Consider the following 17,786-nt stretch of genomic DNA (forward strand, 5'->3'; position numbering starts at 1 on the left):
GTTGGTTCGAACAGGTAAGAATCGCACGGCGGTCGCCGTCGCTGTCGCTCCGACTGCGAGCGCGACGCGCTCAGGGCCGCGGCGGGTCGCCGTCGTAGGCGTCGCGGTCGGCGTAGAAGTTCAGCATCGCGAACTTGAGTTTGTTCGGCGCGATGTCGACCATCTCGGCGCGCTCCTCGACCGGGAACGACCCGCGGACGCCGTACTTCCCCATGGAAGAACTCTCGCGGGTGTAGCGCTTGTCGGCCAGCACGCGGACGCCGAAGTCGTCGGGCGCGCGGATGACCCGCCCGAGCGCCTGTCTGGTCTTCCGAATCGTCGGAATCTCGACGGCGTAGCGCCAGCCGGCGTCCCTCTTGCCGCGGTAGGCGCGGTCGTAGGCGGCCTGTACCGCCTCCAGCCGCTCGGAGAGATGCGGGTAGGGCACGCCGACGACCACGACGGTTCGGGCGTCGTCGCCGTCGAAGCTCACGCCCTCGGCGAGCGTCCCCCACAGCGAGGTGAGAAGCACCGCGCCGTCCTTGCCGACGAACTCGCGGCGCAACTCCTCGGCGCGGACGCCCGGCTCGTCCAAAAACAGCTCCGCGTCGACGTCCGGATTCGTCCGCAGGCGCTCGTGGTGGCGCTCCGCCTCGGCGTACGACGGGAAGAACACGAGCGTGTTGCCCGGCGTGAAGGCGGCCGCGTCAGCGAGCATCTCCTCGATGGTCTCCTGCGTGCCGGGGTCGTCGCGTTCGGAGGAGAACAGCGCGGGCAGTGAGACCGAGAACGTCCGGCGGTTCTCCTCGGGGTATTCGAGGCCGTAGGCCATCGTCACCGGGTTTTCGAGGCCGAGCGTGCCCTCCGTCACGTCGAACGGGCGGAGCGTCGCCGACATCAGGACGCTCGCGTGGACCTCCTCGAACAGCTCTCTGGTGACCTCTCGCGGGATGCAGGTGTACAGCTCGGCGCGGCCGTAAATCTCGTCGGTGCCGCCGTCGCGGCGGACCGACAGCATCGGATGGCGACCGAGTTCCCCGCCCATCTCCGTCCAGTCGGCGATGAAGTTCGCCGCCTGAAGCGTCTGGCACTCCTTGCGCGTCGTCGCCTCGCCGTTCTTGTACGCGTCTTCGTACTGCTCGTCCAACTGCTTGCCCAACTGGAGGGCGAGTTCGACCTCCACGTCGATGCCGCGGCCCTCGTAGGACTGCAGGAACTCCATCGTCAGGTCGTCGCGGCGGCCCTGATTGGCGATAGAGAGGTCGTACCAGTTCTCGCCGACCTGCTCGCGCTCGCCGAAGCCGAACGCCTCCTCGTAGCTGTCGCGAAGCGCGTCGAGGAACGTCCCGATGACGTTGCGGGCGCTCTCGGCCCGCGAGTCGTCTTCGTCTTCCAGCTCGTTCATCGCGCTTTCGAGCGTGTTCTCGGTGAGCGCGCGACTCGCGTGGTCGCGGGCGGCGCTCTCGATGTTGTGCGCCTCGTCGAACACCGTAATCACGTCGTCGGGGTCGCGGTCCAACCACCGGAAGAACTGCTCGCGTATCATCGGGTCGAGCAGGTGGTGGTAGTTGCAGACGACGAGGTCGATGCCCTCCATGCCCTCCTTGAGCAGTTCGTAGCCGCAGAGGTTCTGCTTTCCCGCGTACTCGAAAATCTCGTCGGGCGTCCGCACGTCGTCGAACAGCCACTGGAAGAACTGGTCCGTGTTCCGCGTGAGGTTGTTGTAGTAGTGCTCGCAGTAGTTGCCCTCTTTCAACTCCTCCAGTTCGTCGTCGAGGGCGTCGAGTTCGTCCGTGACGGCGCTCCGCGCGTCGGCCGCTCCGGACTCGCCCTCGCGCATCCCGTCGAGGAGCGACTGCGCCTGCTCGGAGAGTTCGGCCTTGTCGGACTCCTTTTCGACGATGCTCCGGGTCGTATCTCGGAGGGTCTGGCACTCCTGAAAGCCCACGTCGATGTGGCACATCGAGGACTTCCCGCGGAACACCACCGCGCGGATGGCCTCCTCTCTGGTGATGGCGCGGGCGTCCTCGACGAACTGGCGCATCTGCTGGTGGACGTTGGTCGTGATGACGACCGTCTTGTCGTGCTCGCGGGCGTACGAGAGCGCGGGCACGAGCGCGGAGATGGTCTTCCCGGTCCCGGTCGCCCCTTCGAGGAGGACGTTCCGCTCGTCGTCGAGCGCGTCGGCGATGCCGGCCATCGCCGCCTCCTGATTGGGGTACGGCTCGTCGTACGGGAAGAACCGCCACGCGCCGTCCGCGTCGCCGTCGTCGGGTGCGCCGTTGGCGTGGGCCACGGGAGAATCTCGGCCGCCATCCGATTAAAAGGCTCGGAGCACCCACCCCGCCTTTTTCTCGGCGGCGACCGGCCGACAGACAAGACTCACAGAAACAACTGACAAATGTTCTATGCTTCGTCCGGACGTACTCACACCGGGTGAACCGAGATGGACCCGATACCGACAGCCGAGATGAAAGCGACGGTTCGGCACGTCGAAGAGGCGGTGTGGAACGGCCGTGACCCGGCGGCCTTCGACGAACTGGCGACCGACGACTTCGTCATGCACGACCCGATGGGCGACCGCGGCGTCGACGGCGCGCGCGAGATGGTTCAGGCGGTCCTCGACGGGACGCCGGACCTCGAATTCACCGTCGACGACCTGTTCGCCGCCGGCGACCGGGTCGCCGTCCGCTACACGCTCGAAGGGACGAACGAAGCGCCGTCGTACCTCACCGCGGAACCGACCGGGAACCACTGGCAGTCGAGCGGTATCACTATCTACCGCTTCGAGGGCGACAGAATCGCGGAACAGTGGGACGCCTTCGACTACTTCGGGACGATGCGGCAACTCGGGCTGATTCCGTCCGAGGCGGAGACGGACGCCGAAGGCAGTGCGGGCGCGCCGGCGTAAGCGGCGGACTCGCTTATTCTTCGAGCAGTTCGACGATGAGGCCCTTCTGGGCGTGCAGGCGGTTCTCCGCCTGGTCCCAGACGAGCGAGCGCTCGCCTTCGAGCACGTCGCCGGTAATCTCCTCGCCGCGGTGGGCCGGCAGGCAGTGCATGACCTTCGCGTCGGTCCCCGAGAGCAACTCCTCGTTGAGCTGGAACCCCTCGAACGCCTGCAGTTTCTCGTGGCGCTGGTCCTCTTGACCCATCGAAATCCACACGTCGGTGTAGACCACGTCCGCGTCCGAAACGGCTTCTTCGGGGTCGGTCGTAATCGTCGGTGCCGAGCCGAGTTCGTCCGCCTTTTCGAGCACGTCGTCGTCGACGCCGTACGCCGGCGGCGTCGCCACGGTGAGGTCGATGCCGGCCATCGCACAGCCGAGGACGAACGACTGGCCGACGTTGTTGCCGTCGCCGACCCACGCCGCGGACACCTCGTCGAAGTCGCCGACGTGCTCGCGGATGGTGAGCAGGTCGGCGAGCGTCTGACAGGGGTGGGCGTCGTCGGTCAGGCCGTTGATGACCGGCACGTCGGAGTGCTCGGCGATTTCGAGCAGGTCCTCGTGTTCGAACAGACGGGCCATGATGGCGTCGCCGTAGCGACCCAGCACGCGCGCGGTGTCCGAAAGCGGCTCGCCGTGGCCGAGCTGGATGTCCTCCGGGCCGAGGAACAGCGCGTGGCCGCCCAGCTCGGTCATCCCCGTCTCGAAGGAGACACGCGTCCGGGTACTCGGCTTCTCGAAGAGCATCGCCAGCGTCGCTCGGGTGAGTTGCGTCTCGTCGTCGCCGGATTTGATGTCGGCGGCGTGGGTGAGAACGCGGTCTAACTCCGATGCGCTGATGTCGTCGATGTCGGTGAAGTGGGTGGTTTCGAGCATTGTGTCGTGTGTCGTGTCTCCGTGTCGGTTCGTCGTCTCGGTCGTTCGGTCGCCGCCGCTCGGCTCGCCTCAGTCGTCAGCGAGGCGCTCGCACACGTCGACGAGCACGTCGATGGCGCTGTCGAACTCGGCGAGGTCGAGGTGTTCGTTCGGGGCGTGGTCGAGGTCCGAGTCGCCGGGGCCGTAGGTCGCCATCGGGCAGTCCCACGTCCCGGCGAAGATGTTCATGTCGCTGGTTCCGGTCTTGCGGAGGAGCCGGGGCTTCACGCCGCCGACGTTGCGGATGGCGACGCGGAACGCCCGCGCCACGTCGGTGCGGGGGCTCATCATGACCGGCGGGATGGGTTTGTTCCAGTGGACGCCGCCGCGGGTGAGTTCGCTCTCCGCGACCTCGCGCACGTCGTCGATGGTGTACCGCGGCGGGACGCGAAACTGCACGTCCACCGTCGCCTCGACCGCGAGGCCGTCGTCGCTCGGGCCGCCGTCGAAGCGCACCGGCTTGGTCGTCACCGTGTCGAAGACGCCGTCGCGCTCCTCGTCGAAGAAGTCGGCCACGCGGGACCACCACGCGACCGCGGACTGGATGGCGTTCTCCTCGGGGCGCGAGGAGTGGCCCAGTTCGCTCGTCGAGATGTACGTCCCGGAGAGGAAGCCGCGGTAGCCGAGGGTGACGCCGTCCCAGCCCGAGGGTTCGCCGTTGACGACCGCGTCGGGCTCCTCGCGGTCCTCCACGAGGTGCCACGCGCCGCGCGAGGAGGTCTCCTCGCCGACGACGCCGACGAACGAGACGCCCGTCTCGACGGCCGCCGCGGCCATCGAGCAGAGCGGTCCGGTCGCGTCGACGCTCCCGCGACCCCAGAGGACGCCGTCTTCTATCTTCACCGGCACGTCGCCGGGGACGGTGTCGATGTGGGAGGTGAGAAGCACCGCGTCGTCGGCCGGCGCGCGGACGTTGCCGATCTCGTCTATCCACACCTCGCGGTCGTGCGCCTCGAAGAACGCCTTCAGCACCTCGGCGGCCGCCTCCTCCTCGCCCGACACCGAGGGCGTCGAGACCATGTCGTAGAGGAGGTGGCGCGCCTCGGCCCACTCGCCTTCGTCGAGGGCGTCGGTCCCGTCGTCGGAGACGGCGCTCGCGTCGGTCTCGGCGTCGGCCGCTCCCGCGTTCTCCACGTCTGCCTCGTCGTCTTCGCGTTCGATTTCGGCGTTCATGATAACACGTTCGTCATGGCGTCGACCGCGCGGTCGGCGTGTTCCTCCTCGATGACGAGCGGCGGCAGGAAGCGGACGACCGTCCGGCCCGCCGGGAGCGCGAGCAACTGCTCGGACAGCGCGAGGTGCTTCAGCGTGCGGTTCGCGCCGCGTTTGACCTCGACGCCGACCATGAGGCCGTCGCCGCGGACCTCGCGGACCGGCAGGTCGTGCTCCTCGACGGCGGCTTCGAGTTCCGTCGTGAGGTAGTCGCCCACCGCGGCCGCGTGGCCCGGCAGGTCTTCCTCGACGATTGTGTCGAGGGTGGCGTTCGCCGCCGCACAGACCACGGGACCGCCGGAGAACGTCGAGCCGTGGGAGGCCGCGCCGTCGGCAATCCAGTCGGCACACAGCGTCGCGCCGAGCGGGAGACCGTTGGCGATGCCCTTCGCGCTCGTGAGGATGTCGGGGACGACGCCGGCGTTCTCGCAGGCCCACAGCGACCCGGTGCGACCGATGCCGGTCTGAATCTCGTCGAAGACGAGCGCGGCACCCGCGTCCTCGGTCAGGTCGCGGGCGGTCTGGAGATATTCCGCCGTCGCGGGGTTGATGCCGCCTTCGCCCTGAATCGGCTCTAAGAACACGGCGGCCGTCTCGTCGTCGACGGCCTCGGCGAGTTCCGCTTCGTCGCCGTAGCTGACGAACTCCACGCCGCCGGCGACCGGCTCGTAGGGCTTCTTGTACTTCTGTTTCCACGTCAGCGCGAGGCTCCCGAGGGTGCGACCGTGGAAGGCGCGCTTCGTGGCGACGATTTTCTCGCGGCCGGTCGCCGAGCGGGCGAACTTCATCGCCGCCTCGTTGGCTTCGGTGCCGGAGTTACAGAGCCAGACGTTCGAGATGTCGCCGGGCGCGAGCGTCGCCAGCTTCTCGTACAGTTCGGTGCGGACCTCGACGGGGTACGACGCCTGCACGTAGGTCAGCTTCGCGGCCTGTTCCTGAATCGCGGAGGTGACCGCTGGGTGGGAGTGGCCGAGCGCCGCGACGGCGTAGCTCGCGCCGAAGTCGAGGTACTCGGTGCCGTCGCCCGAGTAGAGATACGGCCCCTCGCCGGACTCGATGGCGATGGGCTTCTCGTTGAAGACGAAGCCGCTCATTGTTCGGCCCCCTCGGCTTCGACCAGCGCGCCGGGCGTCACGTGCGTGCCGCCGCCGTTGAGCGCCGTCACGATGGGGTCGTTGAGGTTCGCGTCGGAGACGACGACCTCGGCGGCCCCGCCGTCGAGCGCCTCCTTCGCGGCCATGACCTTCTTGGTCATGAACCCCTCAGCGGCCGATTCGAGCGCCGAGAACCCCTCGGGCGTGTCGGCCGTCTCGATGAGCGTGGACTCGTCGTCGGGGTCGGCGTAGACGCCTTTCACGTCGGTGAGGACGACGAGTTTCGCGCCGAGCGCGCCCGCGACCGCGGCGGCGGCGCGGTCGGCGTCGGCGTTGACCGGCACGCCGTCGTCGGCGAGCATCGGAACGGTCACGATGGGCGTGTAGCCGCCGTCGAGGAGCGTTTCGAGGAGCGTCGCGTTCACCGAGGTAATCTTCCCGGAGTGGTCGCCGCGCTTGATCTTCTTCTTGCCGTCTTCGACGACGCGGACGGCCGACTTGCGCGGCCCGGTCAGGAGGCCGCCGTCGACGCCCGAGAGGCCGAGCGCGTCGACGCCCGCCTCGCGGAACAGCGCGGTCAGGTCCGTGTTGAGCTTTCCGGGCATCACCATCGAGAAGACCTCCATGGTGCGCTCGTCGGTGAAGCGGCCGGAGACGCCCGAGGGCGACTCGACGTAGGTCGGCTCCTCGCCGAGTTCTTCGAGCGTCTCGTCGACGGCGGTCGAGCCGCCGTGGACGACGACCACGTCGGTGCCGTTGGCGACGAGGTGGGCCACGTCGGAGACGGCTCCCTTCGGGTCGACGGCCTTCGCGCCGCCGATTTTGACGACGACCGGCGGCTCCTTGCCGCCATCGGTGAGTAGATTCGCTTCGTTGTCGACGAGCTGTTCGTGTGCCGCGAGCAGTTCCTCGCGTGTGTATCCTGTCATAGTCGAAATGGTGCGTAAATCGTGTGTCGGGGGCGAGTCCGTTCGGGGGCGGTGCGGTCAGGGCGAGCCGATGGGGTGGAAGCCGGTGAAGTCGAGTCCGGCAGTCTCCTCCAGCCCAAGCGCGATGTTGGCGGCGTGGACCGCCTGCCCCGCGGAGCCTTTCATCATGTTGTCGATGGCCGAGAAGACGACGAGTCGTCGGTTTCCGGGGTCGATTTCGAAGCCGACCTCGCCGAAGTTCGTCCCGGCGACCGACTTCGGTTCCGGGTAGCGGTAGACGCCGCCGCCGCCGGCGACGGTGCGCATGAACGGTTCGTCGCCGTAGGAGCCGCGGAACGCTTTCCACATGTCGCCCTTCGAGACGGGGCCGTCGGGGAAGACGTGACAGGTCGCCGCCGCGCCGCGAACCATGTCGACCGCGTGGACGGTAAACGAGACCGAGAGGCCGAGGTACTCCTCGATTTCGGCCTCGTGGCGGTGGCCGGTCGGCGCGTAGGGCCGGACGATGCCCGAGCGCTCGGCGTGCGACGACGCCTTGCTCGCGCCCGCGCCGCCCTCCGACGAGCCGACTTTCACGTCCACGACGACCTGCTCGTCGCCGGAGAGGATGCCGGCGTCGAAAAGCGGCTTGAGGCCGAGAATCGTCGCGGTCGCGTTACAGCCGCCCGCGGCGATGAGGTCCGCGCCGGGGAGGTTCTCGCGGTTAAGTTCGGGGAGCGCGTACTCCGACTGTTCGAGGTATTCGGGGCAGACGTGGCCGTCGTACCACTCGTCGTACTGCGCCGCCTCCGAGAGGCGGAAGTCAGCGGAGAGGTCGACGACGGTGTCCGCCGCGTCCTGAAAGGCGTCGATGTGCTCCATCGAGACGCCGTGGGGCGTCGCCGTGAACAGCACGTCGACCGATTCGAGGTCCTCCGGCGAGGTGAAACGGAGGTCGAGGTGACGAAGGTTCGGGTGGACGTGACCGACGGTCTTGCGCTCGTAAGAGCGGCTCGTGGCCTGTTCGACGTCGAAGTTCGGGTGGCCGTCGAGCAGGCGGAGCAGTTCGCCGCCGGTGAAGCCGGAGCCGCCGACGACGCCCGCGGTGAGCCGGTCGCTCACGCCGAGACCTCCGCCAGCGACTGCTCGCCGTCGACCTTGGCTTCGAGCCAGTCGACGACCGTCGCGGGAACGTCCGTCTCGACGGCGTCGTTGAGCGCCTTGAACTCGACGGTGTGGTTGACCTCGTGGACGGTGTAGTCGTCTCCCGTCTCCATGAGGTCGACGCCGAGTAAGCCGCCGCCGACCGCGTCGGACGCCTGCTTGACGAGTTCCTTCGCGCGGTCGTCGAGTTCGAACTCGTCGACGCTCGCGCCCTTCGCGGCGTTCGTGAGCCAGTGGTCCGACGAGCGGACCATCGCGGCCACGGGTTCGCCGTCGACGGCGAGCACGCGGATGTCGCGGCCCGGTTTCTCGACGAACTCCTGGATGTAGAACACCTTGTGCTCGTAGTTACCGAGCGTCGACTTGTGTTCGAGGATGGCCTCGGCGGCCGACTCGGAGTCGATTTTCGCCATCAGGCGACCCCACGAGCCGACGACCGGCTTGAGGACGCAGGGGTAGCCGAACTCCTCGACGATTTCCATCGCCGATTCGACCGTGAACGCCACTTTCGTGTTCGGCGTGGGCACGCCCGCGTCCGCGAGCGCGAGGCTGTTTTTCGCCTTGTCGGCGCAGATGTCGGCGGTCTCGTGGGAGTTGACGACCGGGATTCCGTACGACTGCAGGAAGCGCGTGATGTAGATGCTCCTGCTCGTCGCCAGACAGCGGTCGACCACCACGTCGAGTCCGTCGAACGATTCCGGCGGCTCCGTGAGGTCGAACTGCTCTTTCCGAACGTCTATCTTCGTCACCTCGTGGCCGCGGTCGCGAAGCTCGTTGAGCAGGAGCTTCTCGTCGCGGCGAATCCGGGAATAGAGCAGTCCAACGTGCAATTTACTCTCCCCAGTCCTCTTCGAGCTCGGGCGCTTCTTCGAGTGTCACGGGGTCGAGGGAGACGACTTCCAGCTCTGCGCCCGTGGCGGGGCTGTCGATGATTTCGCCGACTTCGACGTCGGACGGCAGTTCGATTTCCTCTCCGCTCAGCGGGTCTTCCGCGGTGATGGTGTCGCTCATTACATCCGTGGCTGGTCGACGGACGGTATTAAAGGCGTCGAAAATTACGCGTGGAAAATTAACGCAAAGAAGTCTCTAACGGGTGTTATCTGTCGAATCGGCCGAACGTACGGGCCGGCCGAACGACGCGTCGAGCTTGGGTGCCACGCTCACTCGACGCCGGAGACGGGACCGGTCGTCGGACCGGTCGACCCGTCCCCCGCGTCGGGCGTGGTGGTCGTCGTCGCGGCGCGGTCGCTCGCGGTCGTCGAAGCAGGCCCGCGGGCGTCGCGCGTCCGGACTCAGACATAGCTCGAAACCTCCTCGTCGAGGCCCTCGGCGGCCGCCGCGAGCGAGTCGCGGGCGTCGGCGACGGCGGCGGCGTCGTCCGAGAGCTCGTCGCGGGCCGTCGAGAGCGTCGCCTCCACGGCGGCGGGCGCGGGCCCGCCGACCGAATCGCGACTCGCCACGCTCTCGGTCGGGTCGAGCGCGGCTTCGACGGCCTCGGCTGTCACGTGCGTAAAGAGTGACTCACCTAATACGTCCGTAGCGACGGCGTCAAGTGTTGCCACGTCGGGCGTTCCCTCCGAGCGGGCGGCCGCCTCCGCGACGACCTCGTGGGCCGTGCGGAACGGGAGGCCGGCCATCGCCAGCAGGTCCGCCACGCCGGTCGCGGTCGAGAAACCGTCGCCGGCGGCCGCGGCGAGTTCGCCTTCGGGCCACGTCGCCGACCCGACCGCGCCGGCGGCCACCGCGGCCGCCTCGGCCACGTCGTCGACGGTGCGGAACGCGTGTTTGTGGGCGCGCTGGAGGTCGCGGTTGTACGCGCGCGGCAGTCCCTTCAGCGTCGTCAGGAGGCCGGTGAGTTCCCCGACCGCGTCGCCCGCGACGGCGCGGACGAGCTCCATCGTGTCGGGGTTCTTCTTCTGCGGCATGATGGAGGAGGTCGACGAGTAGTCGTCCGACAGCTCGACGAGGCCCTTGTTCGAGAATATCACGAGGTCCTCGGCGAGACCGGAGAGCGTGACCGCGTGGGTCGTGAGCGCCGACAGCGTCTCCGCGAGGAAGTCGCGGGTCGCCGAGGCGTCCATCGAGTTCTCCATCACGCGGTCGAAGCCGAGCAGGTCGGCCACGAGTTCGCGGTTCACGTCGAAGGGCGTGCCCGCGAACGCCGCCGACCCGAGCGGCGACTGGTTGATGCGCTCGTACGCGCACATGAGGCGGGCGCAGTCGCGGGCGACCGCCCGCTCGTACGAACACAGGAAGTGCGCGACCGTCGTCGGTTGCGCGGGCTGGAGGTGCGTGTAGCCGGGCATCACCGTCTCGGTGTGTTCGGCGGCCGTCTCGAGTAACGACTCGCGCAGGGCGAGCGCGGCGTCGAGGGCCGAAAGCACGTCCTCGCGCAGGCGGTAGCGGATGCAGGTCGCCACCTCGTCGTTGCGCGAGCGGGCGGTGTGCATCTTCCCGCCGTCGGGGCCGACGATGTCGATGACGGCGGCCTCGATGGCCTCGTGGACGTCTTCGCCGCCCGAAAGCGCGTCGTGGCCCGCGGCCTCGACCTCGTCCAGCGCGGCGAGAATCTCGCTCGCGACCTCTGCCTCGATGATGTCTTGGGCCGCGAGCATCACGACGTGCGCCCGGTCGACGGCGAGGTCGGCCTCGAAGATGCGTTCGTCGGCCGCGAGGCTCGACATGAACCCGCGGGCGGGGCCGCCGCTGAAGCGGTCCCGACGGATGACGCCCTCGGAGTCGCCGTCCTCGCCTGCCATCTTACTCGTCGCTACCGCCGTCTGCGGCGAGTTCGGGCTTCTGCTTCTTCGCGCTCTGGTTTGCGAGACGCGCCTGGAAGCCGTGGTACTTGGCGACGCCCGTCGCGTCGGCTTGCTCGATGCCGTCGACCGTCTCCGTGTTGAAGGAGGCGGCGGACTCGGAGTAGGCGGCGTACTCGGACTCGCGGCCGACCGGGCGGGCCTGTCCGCCCTCGAACTTGATGGTCACGGTGCCCGTGACGCGCTCTTGGGTCTTCTCGACGAAGGCGTTCAGCGCGCCCACGAGCGGCGCATCGATGAGGCCCTCGTAGGCCTTCTGGGACCACTCGTTGTCGACGGTGGCCTTGAAGTCACGCTCTTCTTTCGTGAGGACGAGCCCTTCTAGCGCCTCGTGGGCGTTCAGGAGCGTCGTCGCGGCCGGGTGCTCGTAGTTCTCGCGCACCTTGAGGCCGAGCATGCGGTCTTCCATCATGTCCGTGCGGCCGACGCCGTGCTTGCCGGCCTTCTCGTTGAGAAGCGAGATGAGTTCGAGGGGTTCGAGCTCCTCGTCGTCGACGGCGACCGGGTAGCCGTCTTCGAACGCGATTTCGATGAGCTCCGTCTCGTCCGAGGGCTGGTCGGTCCACTCGTAGATGTCCTCCGGCGGGACGTAGCCGGGGTCTTCGAGGTTGCCGCCCTCGATGGAACGGCTCCAGAGGTTCGTGTCGATGGACCAGACGCCCTCGTTGCCGCCCTGCACCGGGAGGTCCTTCTCGGCGGCGTACTCGATTTCCCACTCGCGGGTCATGCCCATCTCGCGGACGGGCGCGATGACTTCGAGGTCGGAGGCGCGCCAGACCGCCTCGAAACGGAGCTGGTCGTTACCCTTGCCCGTACAGCCGTGGGCGATGCCGTCACAGCCCTGCTCCTCGGCGAGTTCGAGGATGGCCTTGGCGATGACCGGGCGCGCGAGCGCGGTGCCGAGCGGGTAGCCCTGATAGTCCGCGTTGGCGCAGACCGAGTCGAGACAGAGCTGTGCGAACTCCTGTTTCGCGTCGACGACGTGGTGTTCCAGTCCGAGGGCCTCGGCCGTCTCGTAGGCCTCCTCGAACTCCTCTTCGGGCTGGCCGACGTCGACCGTGACGCCGACGACCTCGTCGTATCCGTACTCCTCTTCGAGGATCGGGACGCAGACTGTCGTGTCGAGTCCGCCCGAGAACGCGAGTGCGACTTTCTTCATGTACTCGTCTGTGGCGGGGACATACAGATAAATTCTTTGCATTCAATCTGTGAAATTAAGAGGTAGAGATGCCTATAGGCACGAAAAATGGAGATTAGAGATTTCGACGTGTCCCGAAGGAGATGATGATTGTGGCCCTAAAGGGCCCGTCGTCGGGGTCGGACAGCCGCGGCTCGCAGTGGGGCAAAAGTGGCGCAAGTACTGCGAGTCGCCATTGTTGTGAAACGCTACGACGTCGTCCCTATTAAACGCTTCCGGCGACGCAAACGTTTCCTCAGTCGAGCAACTCCCCGGCGAGTTCGACCAGCAGTTCGTTGTCGACGAGCGCGAGGACGAGCGCGACGAGCGCGACCACGACGACTGCGATGACGAGCCACTCGATAAGGGTCATAGCACCCGCAACGTGACGGCTCCTCGGGTAAGTGTTCTGTGGCCGGCCGAGTCAGTCGAGTCGGCCTCGGCGTTCGAGTCGGTCGCGTTCGTCGCGGCCGCAACCGACGGGCAGAAACCGCGCCGGGCGACTCAGGCGCTCTCCGTCGAGGCGTCGCCGTCCGCCGCGCCGCCGCGGAAGACGAGTCGCTCCACGAGGTCCGACCGTTGCATCAGCACCGTTCCGAGCGCGCTCATGACGAAGACGTAGCCGACGGCGAACGCCGGGATGATTTCGCGCATCACCGGCGTCGTGCCCGCCGCGGCCAGCGCCGCGATGACGAGCGAGAACTCGCCGCGGGGGACCATCCCGACGCCGACCCGGAGCGACCGGTGCGCCGAGAGGTCGTACGCCCGACCGCCGAGATAGCCCGAGAGAACCTTCGACGGCGTGGACACGACGACCGCGATGGCGAGCGGGACGGCCGCCGCCGCCAACAGCGTCGGGTCGGTGCCGAGGCCGATCCAGAAGAAGAACACCGCGGCGAACACGTCGCGCACGGAGACGAGCAAGTGTTCGAGCCGCTCTCTGTGGCCGCTCGTCGAAAAGCCCATGCCGACGAAGAACGCCGCGACGGCCTCGCTCACCCCGAGCGCGAGCGCCGCGCCCGAGATGGGGACGACGACCGCGAGCGCCCGCAGGACGAACGCCTCCTGGTTCTCCACGTCGAGGACGCGGGCGAAAAGCGCCGTTCCGTACTGGACGGCCACGAACAGGAGGCCGAGGAAGCCGAAGGCGATGGCGAGCGACCGGCCGATGGCCGCGACGCCGCCGTCGCCGCCGAGCACGAGCGAGGTGACGACCGCGAGGTAGACCGCGATGGCGAGGTCCTCGAAGACGAGCGTGCCCAAAATCGGCTCCGACTCGGGGTCCGCAATCCACCCGAGGTCGATGAGCGTCTTCGTCACGATGGCCGACGACGAGATGTAGACGATGCCGCCGAGCAGGAGCGCCTCGACCGGCGACCACCCGAGGACGAGGCCGATGGCGACGCCGATGGGGAGGTTCACCGCGAGGTCGATGACGCCCGCGCGGCCGATTTTCGCCCCGGACGCCCGGAGCCGGTCGAGGCTGAACTCCAAGCCGAGGAAAAACAGGAGGAGGACGATACCGAGTTCCGCCAGAATCGTCACGACCTCGCCGTTCGGGACGTACGGGAGGCCGAACCGCCCGGCGACGTACGGCCCGGCGACGACGCCGCCGACGACGTAGAGGGGAATCACCGACAGGCCGAGGCGGAGCGCGACCGCTCCGACGACCGCGAGGACGGCGAACAGGTAGCCGAATTCGAGGAGCGCCGCCGCCATCAGGTCCCTTTGACGAGCGCGACGAAGTCGCGGCAGGCCGTCTTGGGACCGATGACGACGAGCGTGTCGCCGGCTTCGACCATCGCGTCGCCGCCGGGCGAGGTGATGACCTCGTCGCCCCGCTCGATGGCGATGACGGACGCGCCGGTCGCCTGCCGGAGGTCGGACTCGCCGAGGGTCTTCCCCGCGATGTCGGAGTCCGCGCCGACTTCGACCCACTCGATGAGCGTGTTGTCGCCCAGAAGCGTCTCGATGGTCTCGGTCTGGACCGGCTGGAAGTACGCGCCTTCGAGGAGCGTCCCCACCTGCCGGGCGAGCTTGTCGGTGAGTTCGAACAGCTTCTCCGAGTCGCTGTCGGCGCTCGCGCGCCGGAACACCTCTCGTTTCCCCGTGTTGTGCGTCACGATGACGAGCCGGGAGCCGTCGCCGAGCTCAACCTCGTGTTTCTTCCCGACGCCCGGAAGGTCGCTCTCGTAGACAGTCATGACTCGACGATTAGCGAGCGGACGAAATAAAGCCGCCTTCCGCTCAGGCGAGAAGCCAGAGCGTCACCGCGATGGCGGTACAGGCGACCGGCGGAATCGAGAGGTTGTCGTCGATGACGTAGCCGGCGACGACCGGCTTCGCGCCGTCGGCCAGCGTCGCGCCGGCGGCTCCGGCGGCCGCGGCGAGCCCGCCCGCGGCGACTCCCGAGACGGGAATCACGAACGGCGCGGCGAGGATGAAACAGACCGCGAACATCGCCGCGAGCGTCCGCGCCGACTTCAGCTCGCCCACCGGCGCGGAGCCCATGAGGCCGCTTATCGGGTCGCCGATGGTTAGCATGAGCATCCCCGGCACCGCGATGTGTGGGCCGAACACCAGCGCGACGGCGGTCTGGCTGTAGACGTACAGCGCGTAGCCGGCGACGTTGTCCTGTTCGTACTCGCGGGTGAGTTCGTCGTAGACGGCCCACTGGAGACCGCCGAACAGCCGGAGCAGTTCGAGGACGCTGACGACCGCCGCGAGGAAGACGAACAGATACCCGAGGGTACGCCACTCGACCAGCCCGAGGAGGTACAAAAGCGGCATCCCCGAGCCGCTCGCGTGGACCAGTCGCCGCTTCACCTCGGCGGTGCTCGGTCGCCCCACGGCGGGTTACGCCTCGACGACCTCGTTGTCGTCGAGCACGTCGTCGAACGAGGCGGTGCCGGCGCGCAGGCCGACGAGCGTTCCGACGAGGTCGTCGACGGGCAGTCGGACCTGCTTGCCGCTGTCGCGCTCGCGGATGGTGACGGTGTTCGCGCCGTCGCCTTCGAGCCCGTCGCGGTCGATGGTGATGCAGAACGGCGTGCCCACCTCGTCCTGCCGGCGGTAGCGTCGACCGATGCTACCGGAGTCGTCGTAGACGACCGCGAAGCCGGCCGCGCGGAGTTCTTCGGCCACGTCGTCCGCGAGGTCGACCAGTTCGTCGACGTTGCTCACGAGCGGGAAGACGCCGACGTTCGTCGGCGCGACCGACGGCGAAAGCGAGAGGTAGCTCCGCGCCTCGCCGTCGACCTCGTCGGTCTCGTACGCGTGCGCGAGGAGCGTGTACACCGTGCGGTCGATACCGAACGAGGGCTCGACCACGTGCGGCGTGATGTGCTCGCCCGCCTCGGTCTGCGTCTCGACCGAGAAGTTGGCCACGTCGGTGTCGACGGTGACTTCCTCGCCGTCGACGTCGAGGGTGACCTCGTCGGCGTCGAAGGCGTCGGGGTCGCGCTCGGCGAGCGTCTCTAGCGCCTCGGCCACGTCGGCGGCCCGCGCGCCGAACTCGGGGCCGAGCGTCGCCATGTCGGGGTCGACGACGGCGCGCTCGACCGTCTTCGGCTCGTCGTACTGCTGGAAGACGGTGAAGTCGTCGTCGCCGTACTCGCCGTGTTTCGAGAGGTCGTAGTCGCTCCGGTAGGAGAAGCCCGCGATCTCTATCCAGTCGCCGTCGACCTCGCTTTCTGCGTCCCAGCAGTCCGAGGAGTAGTGGGCGCGCTCGCCCGCGAGGTGCTGGCGGAAGCGGAAGCGGTCCATGTCGACGCCGACCGTCTCGTACCACTCCTGGGCGATGCCGAGGAAGTAGCCGAGCCACGCGTTGCCGATGATACCGTCTTCGACGGCCTCGCCGATGGTGGTCTCGACGTAGTCGCCGTCGTCGGCCTCCTGTTCGGTCGCGGGGTACAGAAGCACCTCGACGTCCTCGACCGCCGAAAGGTCGGCCTCGTCGCGCTCGGGGTCGATGAAGTGCTCCAGTTCGGCCTGCGTGAACTCGCGGGTGCGGACGATGCTCTTCCGCGGCGAAATCTCGTTGCGGTAGGCGCGACCGACCTGCGTCACGCCGAACGGGAGGCTGTTGCGCGCGTACTCCTTGATGCGCGGGAACTCCACGAAGATGCCCTGTGCCGTCTCGGGCCGGAGGTAGCCCGGCGTCGACGAGCCGGGGCCGATGTTCGTCTCGAACATGAGGTTGAAGTCCTCGACCGACTGGCCGGCGAGGTCAGCGCCGCAGGTCGGACAGACGAGTCCGAGGTCGGCGATTTTCTCGGCCGCTTCCTCGGGCGACAGCGTCTCGGCGTCTTCCAGTTCCGAGTTGTCCTCGATGAGGTGGTCCGCGCGGTGGGACTCGCCGCACTCGGCGCACTCGACGAGCATGTCGTCGAAGCCGTCGAGGTGGCCCGACGCCTCGAAGACCGGCTCGGGCATGATGGTCGGCGCTTCGATTTCGAGGTTGCCCTCCTGGACGGCGAAGCGCTCGCGCCACGCCTCCTCGACGTTGGACTTCAGGGCCGCGCCCTGCGGGCCGTAGGTGTAGAACCCGCCGACGCCGCCGTAGGCCTCCGAGGAGCCGAAGAAAAAGCCCCGGCGCTTTGCGAGTTCGGTGAGCGCGGCGGACTCGTCGCCCTCACTCATACAGCGCCTCCAGCAGGTTCACGTCGCGGACGACGCCGATGAGCTCGTCGCCGGAGACGAGCGGGATCTGCTCGATATCCTCGCGGATCATCGTCTGGGCGGCGTCCTTGGCGGTGACGCGCGTCGCGACGCTCACGAGGTCGTCGCTCATGAACTTCGAGACCGGCTCGGCCGGAATCTCGACGTTCCGGGTCGGGATGTAGCGGTTGCCGACCGCCTTGATGCCCTCCCACATCCACTCGTCGTCCTGATTGGCGACCGAGTCGCCGGTGCCGGCCTCGCCTTCGACGACGCGGGCGACCTCGATGATGTCGACTTCGGTCACGATGCCGGCCAGCGAGGCCTCGTCGTCGAGGACGACCGCGTAGGGGACGTTCGCGTAGAATATCTCGCGTTCGACGATGTGGAGGGGAACGTCGACGTACGTCGTGTTCACGTCGCGGGTGGCGAGGTCGCCGACCTCGGTCTCGCCGTCGATGTCGCCGCGGGCGATGGCCCGGACCACGTCGGTGACGGTGAGGATGCCCTCGATGGCGTCGCCGTCGACGACGGGGATTCGGCGCGCGCCCTCCGAGACCATCGTCGCGGCCACGGCTTCGAGGTCGTCGTCGGCGCTCGCGGTCGGCACCTCGCGGACGAGCACCGCCAGCTGGTCCTCGTCGGGGTGTTCGATGAGGTCCTCCCGAGAGATGAGCCCTCGGTACTTCGTCCCCTCGTCGGTCTCTTTCACCACGGGAACGGAAGAGAACCCACGCTCTTGGAGGTATTCCAGAACGTCGTCGCGGGTGCCCGGCAGGGACACCGTCACGACCTCCTCGCCGCGGGTCATCGCGTCGGCTACTTTCATACACCCGCTTTCTTCCCCCCGCCTAATGTACTCTGCGAACGCTTTCGCCTCGCTGACAGGCGTCCGCCGCGGCTCGCGGGGG

The 17,786-nt window shown here is 67.9% G+C and carries 16 protein-coding genes; 1 reads left to right on the forward strand and 15 read right to left on the reverse strand.

Annotated features, from left to right (window positions below):
* Positions 1–70: 70 nt before the first annotated feature.
* A complete protein-coding gene (locus tag C441_RS14840) occupies positions 71–2,275 on the reverse strand; it encodes an ATP-dependent DNA helicase (RefSeq protein WP_007275814.1) in 2,205 nt (734 codons plus the stop codon).
* 150 nt (positions 2,276–2,425) lie between these two features.
* On the opposite strand from C441_RS14840, the gene C441_RS14845 reads away from it, so the two are divergent.
* Entirely contained in the window at positions 2,426–2,890 is a 465-nt protein-coding gene (locus C441_RS14845) for an ester cyclase (protein ID WP_049920623.1), read from the forward strand.
* 13 nt (positions 2,891–2,903) lie between these two features.
* Here the strand turns inward: C441_RS14845 and argF are convergent, their stop codons facing one another.
* The 14 genes from argF to C441_RS14915 all read right to left on the reverse strand — a co-directional run bounded on the left by argF (position 2,904) and on the right by C441_RS14915 (position 17,704).
* Complete coding sequence (gene argF / locus C441_RS14850) at positions 2,904–3,803, reverse strand: ornithine carbamoyltransferase (protein ID WP_007275816.1); 900 nt, start codon at positions 3,801–3,803, stop codon at positions 2,904–2,906.
* 69 nt (positions 3,804–3,872) lie between these two features.
* Positions 3,873–5,015 carry a [LysW]-lysine hydrolase gene (locus C441_RS14855; RefSeq protein WP_007275817.1) on the reverse strand — a complete coding sequence of 381 codons (1,143 nt, stop codon included), beginning with the start codon at positions 5,013–5,015 and terminating at the stop codon, positions 3,873–3,875.
* Positions 5,012–6,148, reverse strand: a complete 1,137-nt coding sequence (locus C441_RS14860) for an aspartate aminotransferase family protein (RefSeq protein WP_007275818.1) — start codon at positions 6,146–6,148, stop codon at positions 5,012–5,014. The genes C441_RS14855 and C441_RS14860 overlap by 4 nt, the downstream gene beginning before the upstream one ends.
* Positions 6,145–7,077 carry an acetylglutamate/acetylaminoadipate kinase gene (locus tag C441_RS14865; RefSeq protein ID WP_007275819.1) on the reverse strand — a complete coding sequence of 311 codons (933 nt, stop codon included), beginning with the start codon at positions 7,075–7,077 and terminating at the stop codon, positions 6,145–6,147. The genes C441_RS14860 and C441_RS14865 overlap by 4 nt, the downstream gene beginning before the upstream one ends.
* Positions 7,078–7,134: 57 nt before the next feature.
* Complete coding sequence (gene argC / locus C441_RS14870; RefSeq protein ID WP_007275820.1) at positions 7,135–8,178, reverse strand: N-acetyl-gamma-glutamyl-phosphate reductase; 1,044 nt, start codon at positions 8,176–8,178, stop codon at positions 7,135–7,137.
* Entirely contained in the window at positions 8,175–9,050 is an 876-nt protein-coding gene (gene lysX, locus C441_RS14875) for a lysine biosynthesis protein LysX (protein WP_007275821.1), read from the reverse strand. The genes argC and lysX overlap by 4 nt, the downstream gene beginning before the upstream one ends.
* A gap of 1 nt (position 9,051) precedes the next feature.
* Positions 9,052–9,231, reverse strand: a complete 180-nt coding sequence (gene lysW, locus C441_RS14880; RefSeq protein WP_004968787.1) for a lysine biosynthesis protein LysW — start codon at positions 9,229–9,231, stop codon at positions 9,052–9,054.
* Between the two features lie 281 nt (positions 9,232–9,512).
* Positions 9,513–10,979, reverse strand: coding sequence for an argininosuccinate lyase (gene argH, locus C441_RS14885; protein WP_007275822.1), 1,467 nt, complete (start codon positions 10,977–10,979; stop codon positions 9,513–9,515).
* A 1-nt stretch (position 10,980) separates the two neighbouring features.
* A complete protein-coding gene (locus C441_RS14890) occupies positions 10,981–12,198 on the reverse strand; it encodes an argininosuccinate synthase (RefSeq protein WP_007275823.1) in 1,218 nt (405 codons plus the stop codon).
* Between the two features lie 522 nt (positions 12,199–12,720).
* The gene (locus tag C441_RS14895) at positions 12,721–13,935 is read right to left on the reverse strand and encodes a cation:proton antiporter (protein ID WP_007275824.1); all 1,215 of its coding nucleotides are present in this window, start codon (positions 13,933–13,935) and stop codon (positions 12,721–12,723) included.
* Entirely contained in the window at positions 13,935–14,420 is a 486-nt protein-coding gene (locus C441_RS14900; RefSeq protein ID WP_007275825.1) for a cation:proton antiporter regulatory subunit, read from the reverse strand. The genes C441_RS14895 and C441_RS14900 overlap by 1 nt, the downstream gene beginning before the upstream one ends.
* A gap of 43 nt (positions 14,421–14,463) precedes the next feature.
* On the reverse strand, positions 14,464–15,066 hold the full coding sequence (locus C441_RS14905; RefSeq protein ID WP_007275826.1) for a hypothetical protein: 603 nt from the start codon (positions 15,064–15,066) through the stop codon (positions 14,464–14,466).
* Between the two features lie 6 nt (positions 15,067–15,072).
* A complete protein-coding gene (gene glyS, locus C441_RS14910) occupies positions 15,073–16,857 on the reverse strand; it encodes a glycine--tRNA ligase (protein ID WP_007275827.1) in 1,785 nt (594 codons plus the stop codon).
* Positions 16,850–17,704 (reverse strand): CBS domain-containing protein, encoded by an 855-nt coding sequence (locus C441_RS14915; protein WP_007275828.1) that lies wholly within the window; start codon positions 17,702–17,704, stop codon positions 16,850–16,852. The genes glyS and C441_RS14915 overlap by 8 nt, the downstream gene beginning before the upstream one ends.
* Positions 17,705–17,786 lie beyond the last annotated feature (82 nt).

Source organism: Haloferax sulfurifontis ATCC BAA-897, assembly GCF_000337835.1.
Lineage (GTDB): Archaea > Halobacteriota > Halobacteria > Halobacteriales > Haloferacaceae > Haloferax > Haloferax denitrificans.

Bases quoted from the DNA above. Each gene is read 5' to 3' on its own strand.
- C441_RS14845 (WP_049920623.1), top strand. From the start codon at position 2,426: ATGGACCCGATACCGACAGCCGAGATGAAAGCGACGGTTCGGCACGTC.
- argF (WP_007275816.1), bottom strand. From the start codon at position 3,803: ATGCTCGAAACCACCCACTTCACCGACATCGACGACATCAGCGCATCG.
- C441_RS14855 (WP_007275817.1), bottom strand. From the start codon at position 5,015: ATGAACGCCGAAATCGAACGCGAAGACGACGAGGCAGACGTGGAGAAC.
- C441_RS14860 (WP_007275818.1), bottom strand. From the start codon at position 6,148: ATGAGCGGCTTCGTCTTCAACGAGAAGCCCATCGCCATCGAGTCCGGC.
- C441_RS14865 (WP_007275819.1), bottom strand. From the start codon at position 7,077: ATGACAGGATACACACGCGAGGAACTGCTCGCGGCACACGAACAGCTC.
- lysW (WP_004968787.1), bottom strand. From the start codon at position 9,231: ATGAGCGACACCATCACCGCGGAAGACCCGCTGAGCGGAGAGGAAATC.
- argH (WP_007275822.1), bottom strand. From the start codon at position 10,979: ATGGCAGGCGAGGACGGCGACTCCGAGGGCGTCATCCGTCGGGACCGC.
- C441_RS14890 (WP_007275823.1), bottom strand. From the start codon at position 12,198: ATGAAGAAAGTCGCACTCGCGTTCTCGGGCGGACTCGACACGACAGTC.
- C441_RS14895 (WP_007275824.1), bottom strand. From the start codon at position 13,935: ATGGCGGCGGCGCTCCTCGAATTCGGCTACCTGTTCGCCGTCCTCGCG.
- C441_RS14900 (WP_007275825.1), bottom strand. From the start codon at position 14,420: ATGACTGTCTACGAGAGCGACCTTCCGGGCGTCGGGAAGAAACACGAG.
- glyS (WP_007275827.1), bottom strand. From the start codon at position 16,857: ATGAGTGAGGGCGACGAGTCCGCCGCGCTCACCGAACTCGCAAAGCGC.
- C441_RS14915 (WP_007275828.1), bottom strand. From the start codon at position 17,704: ATGAAAGTAGCCGACGCGATGACCCGCGGCGAGGAGGTCGTGACGGTG.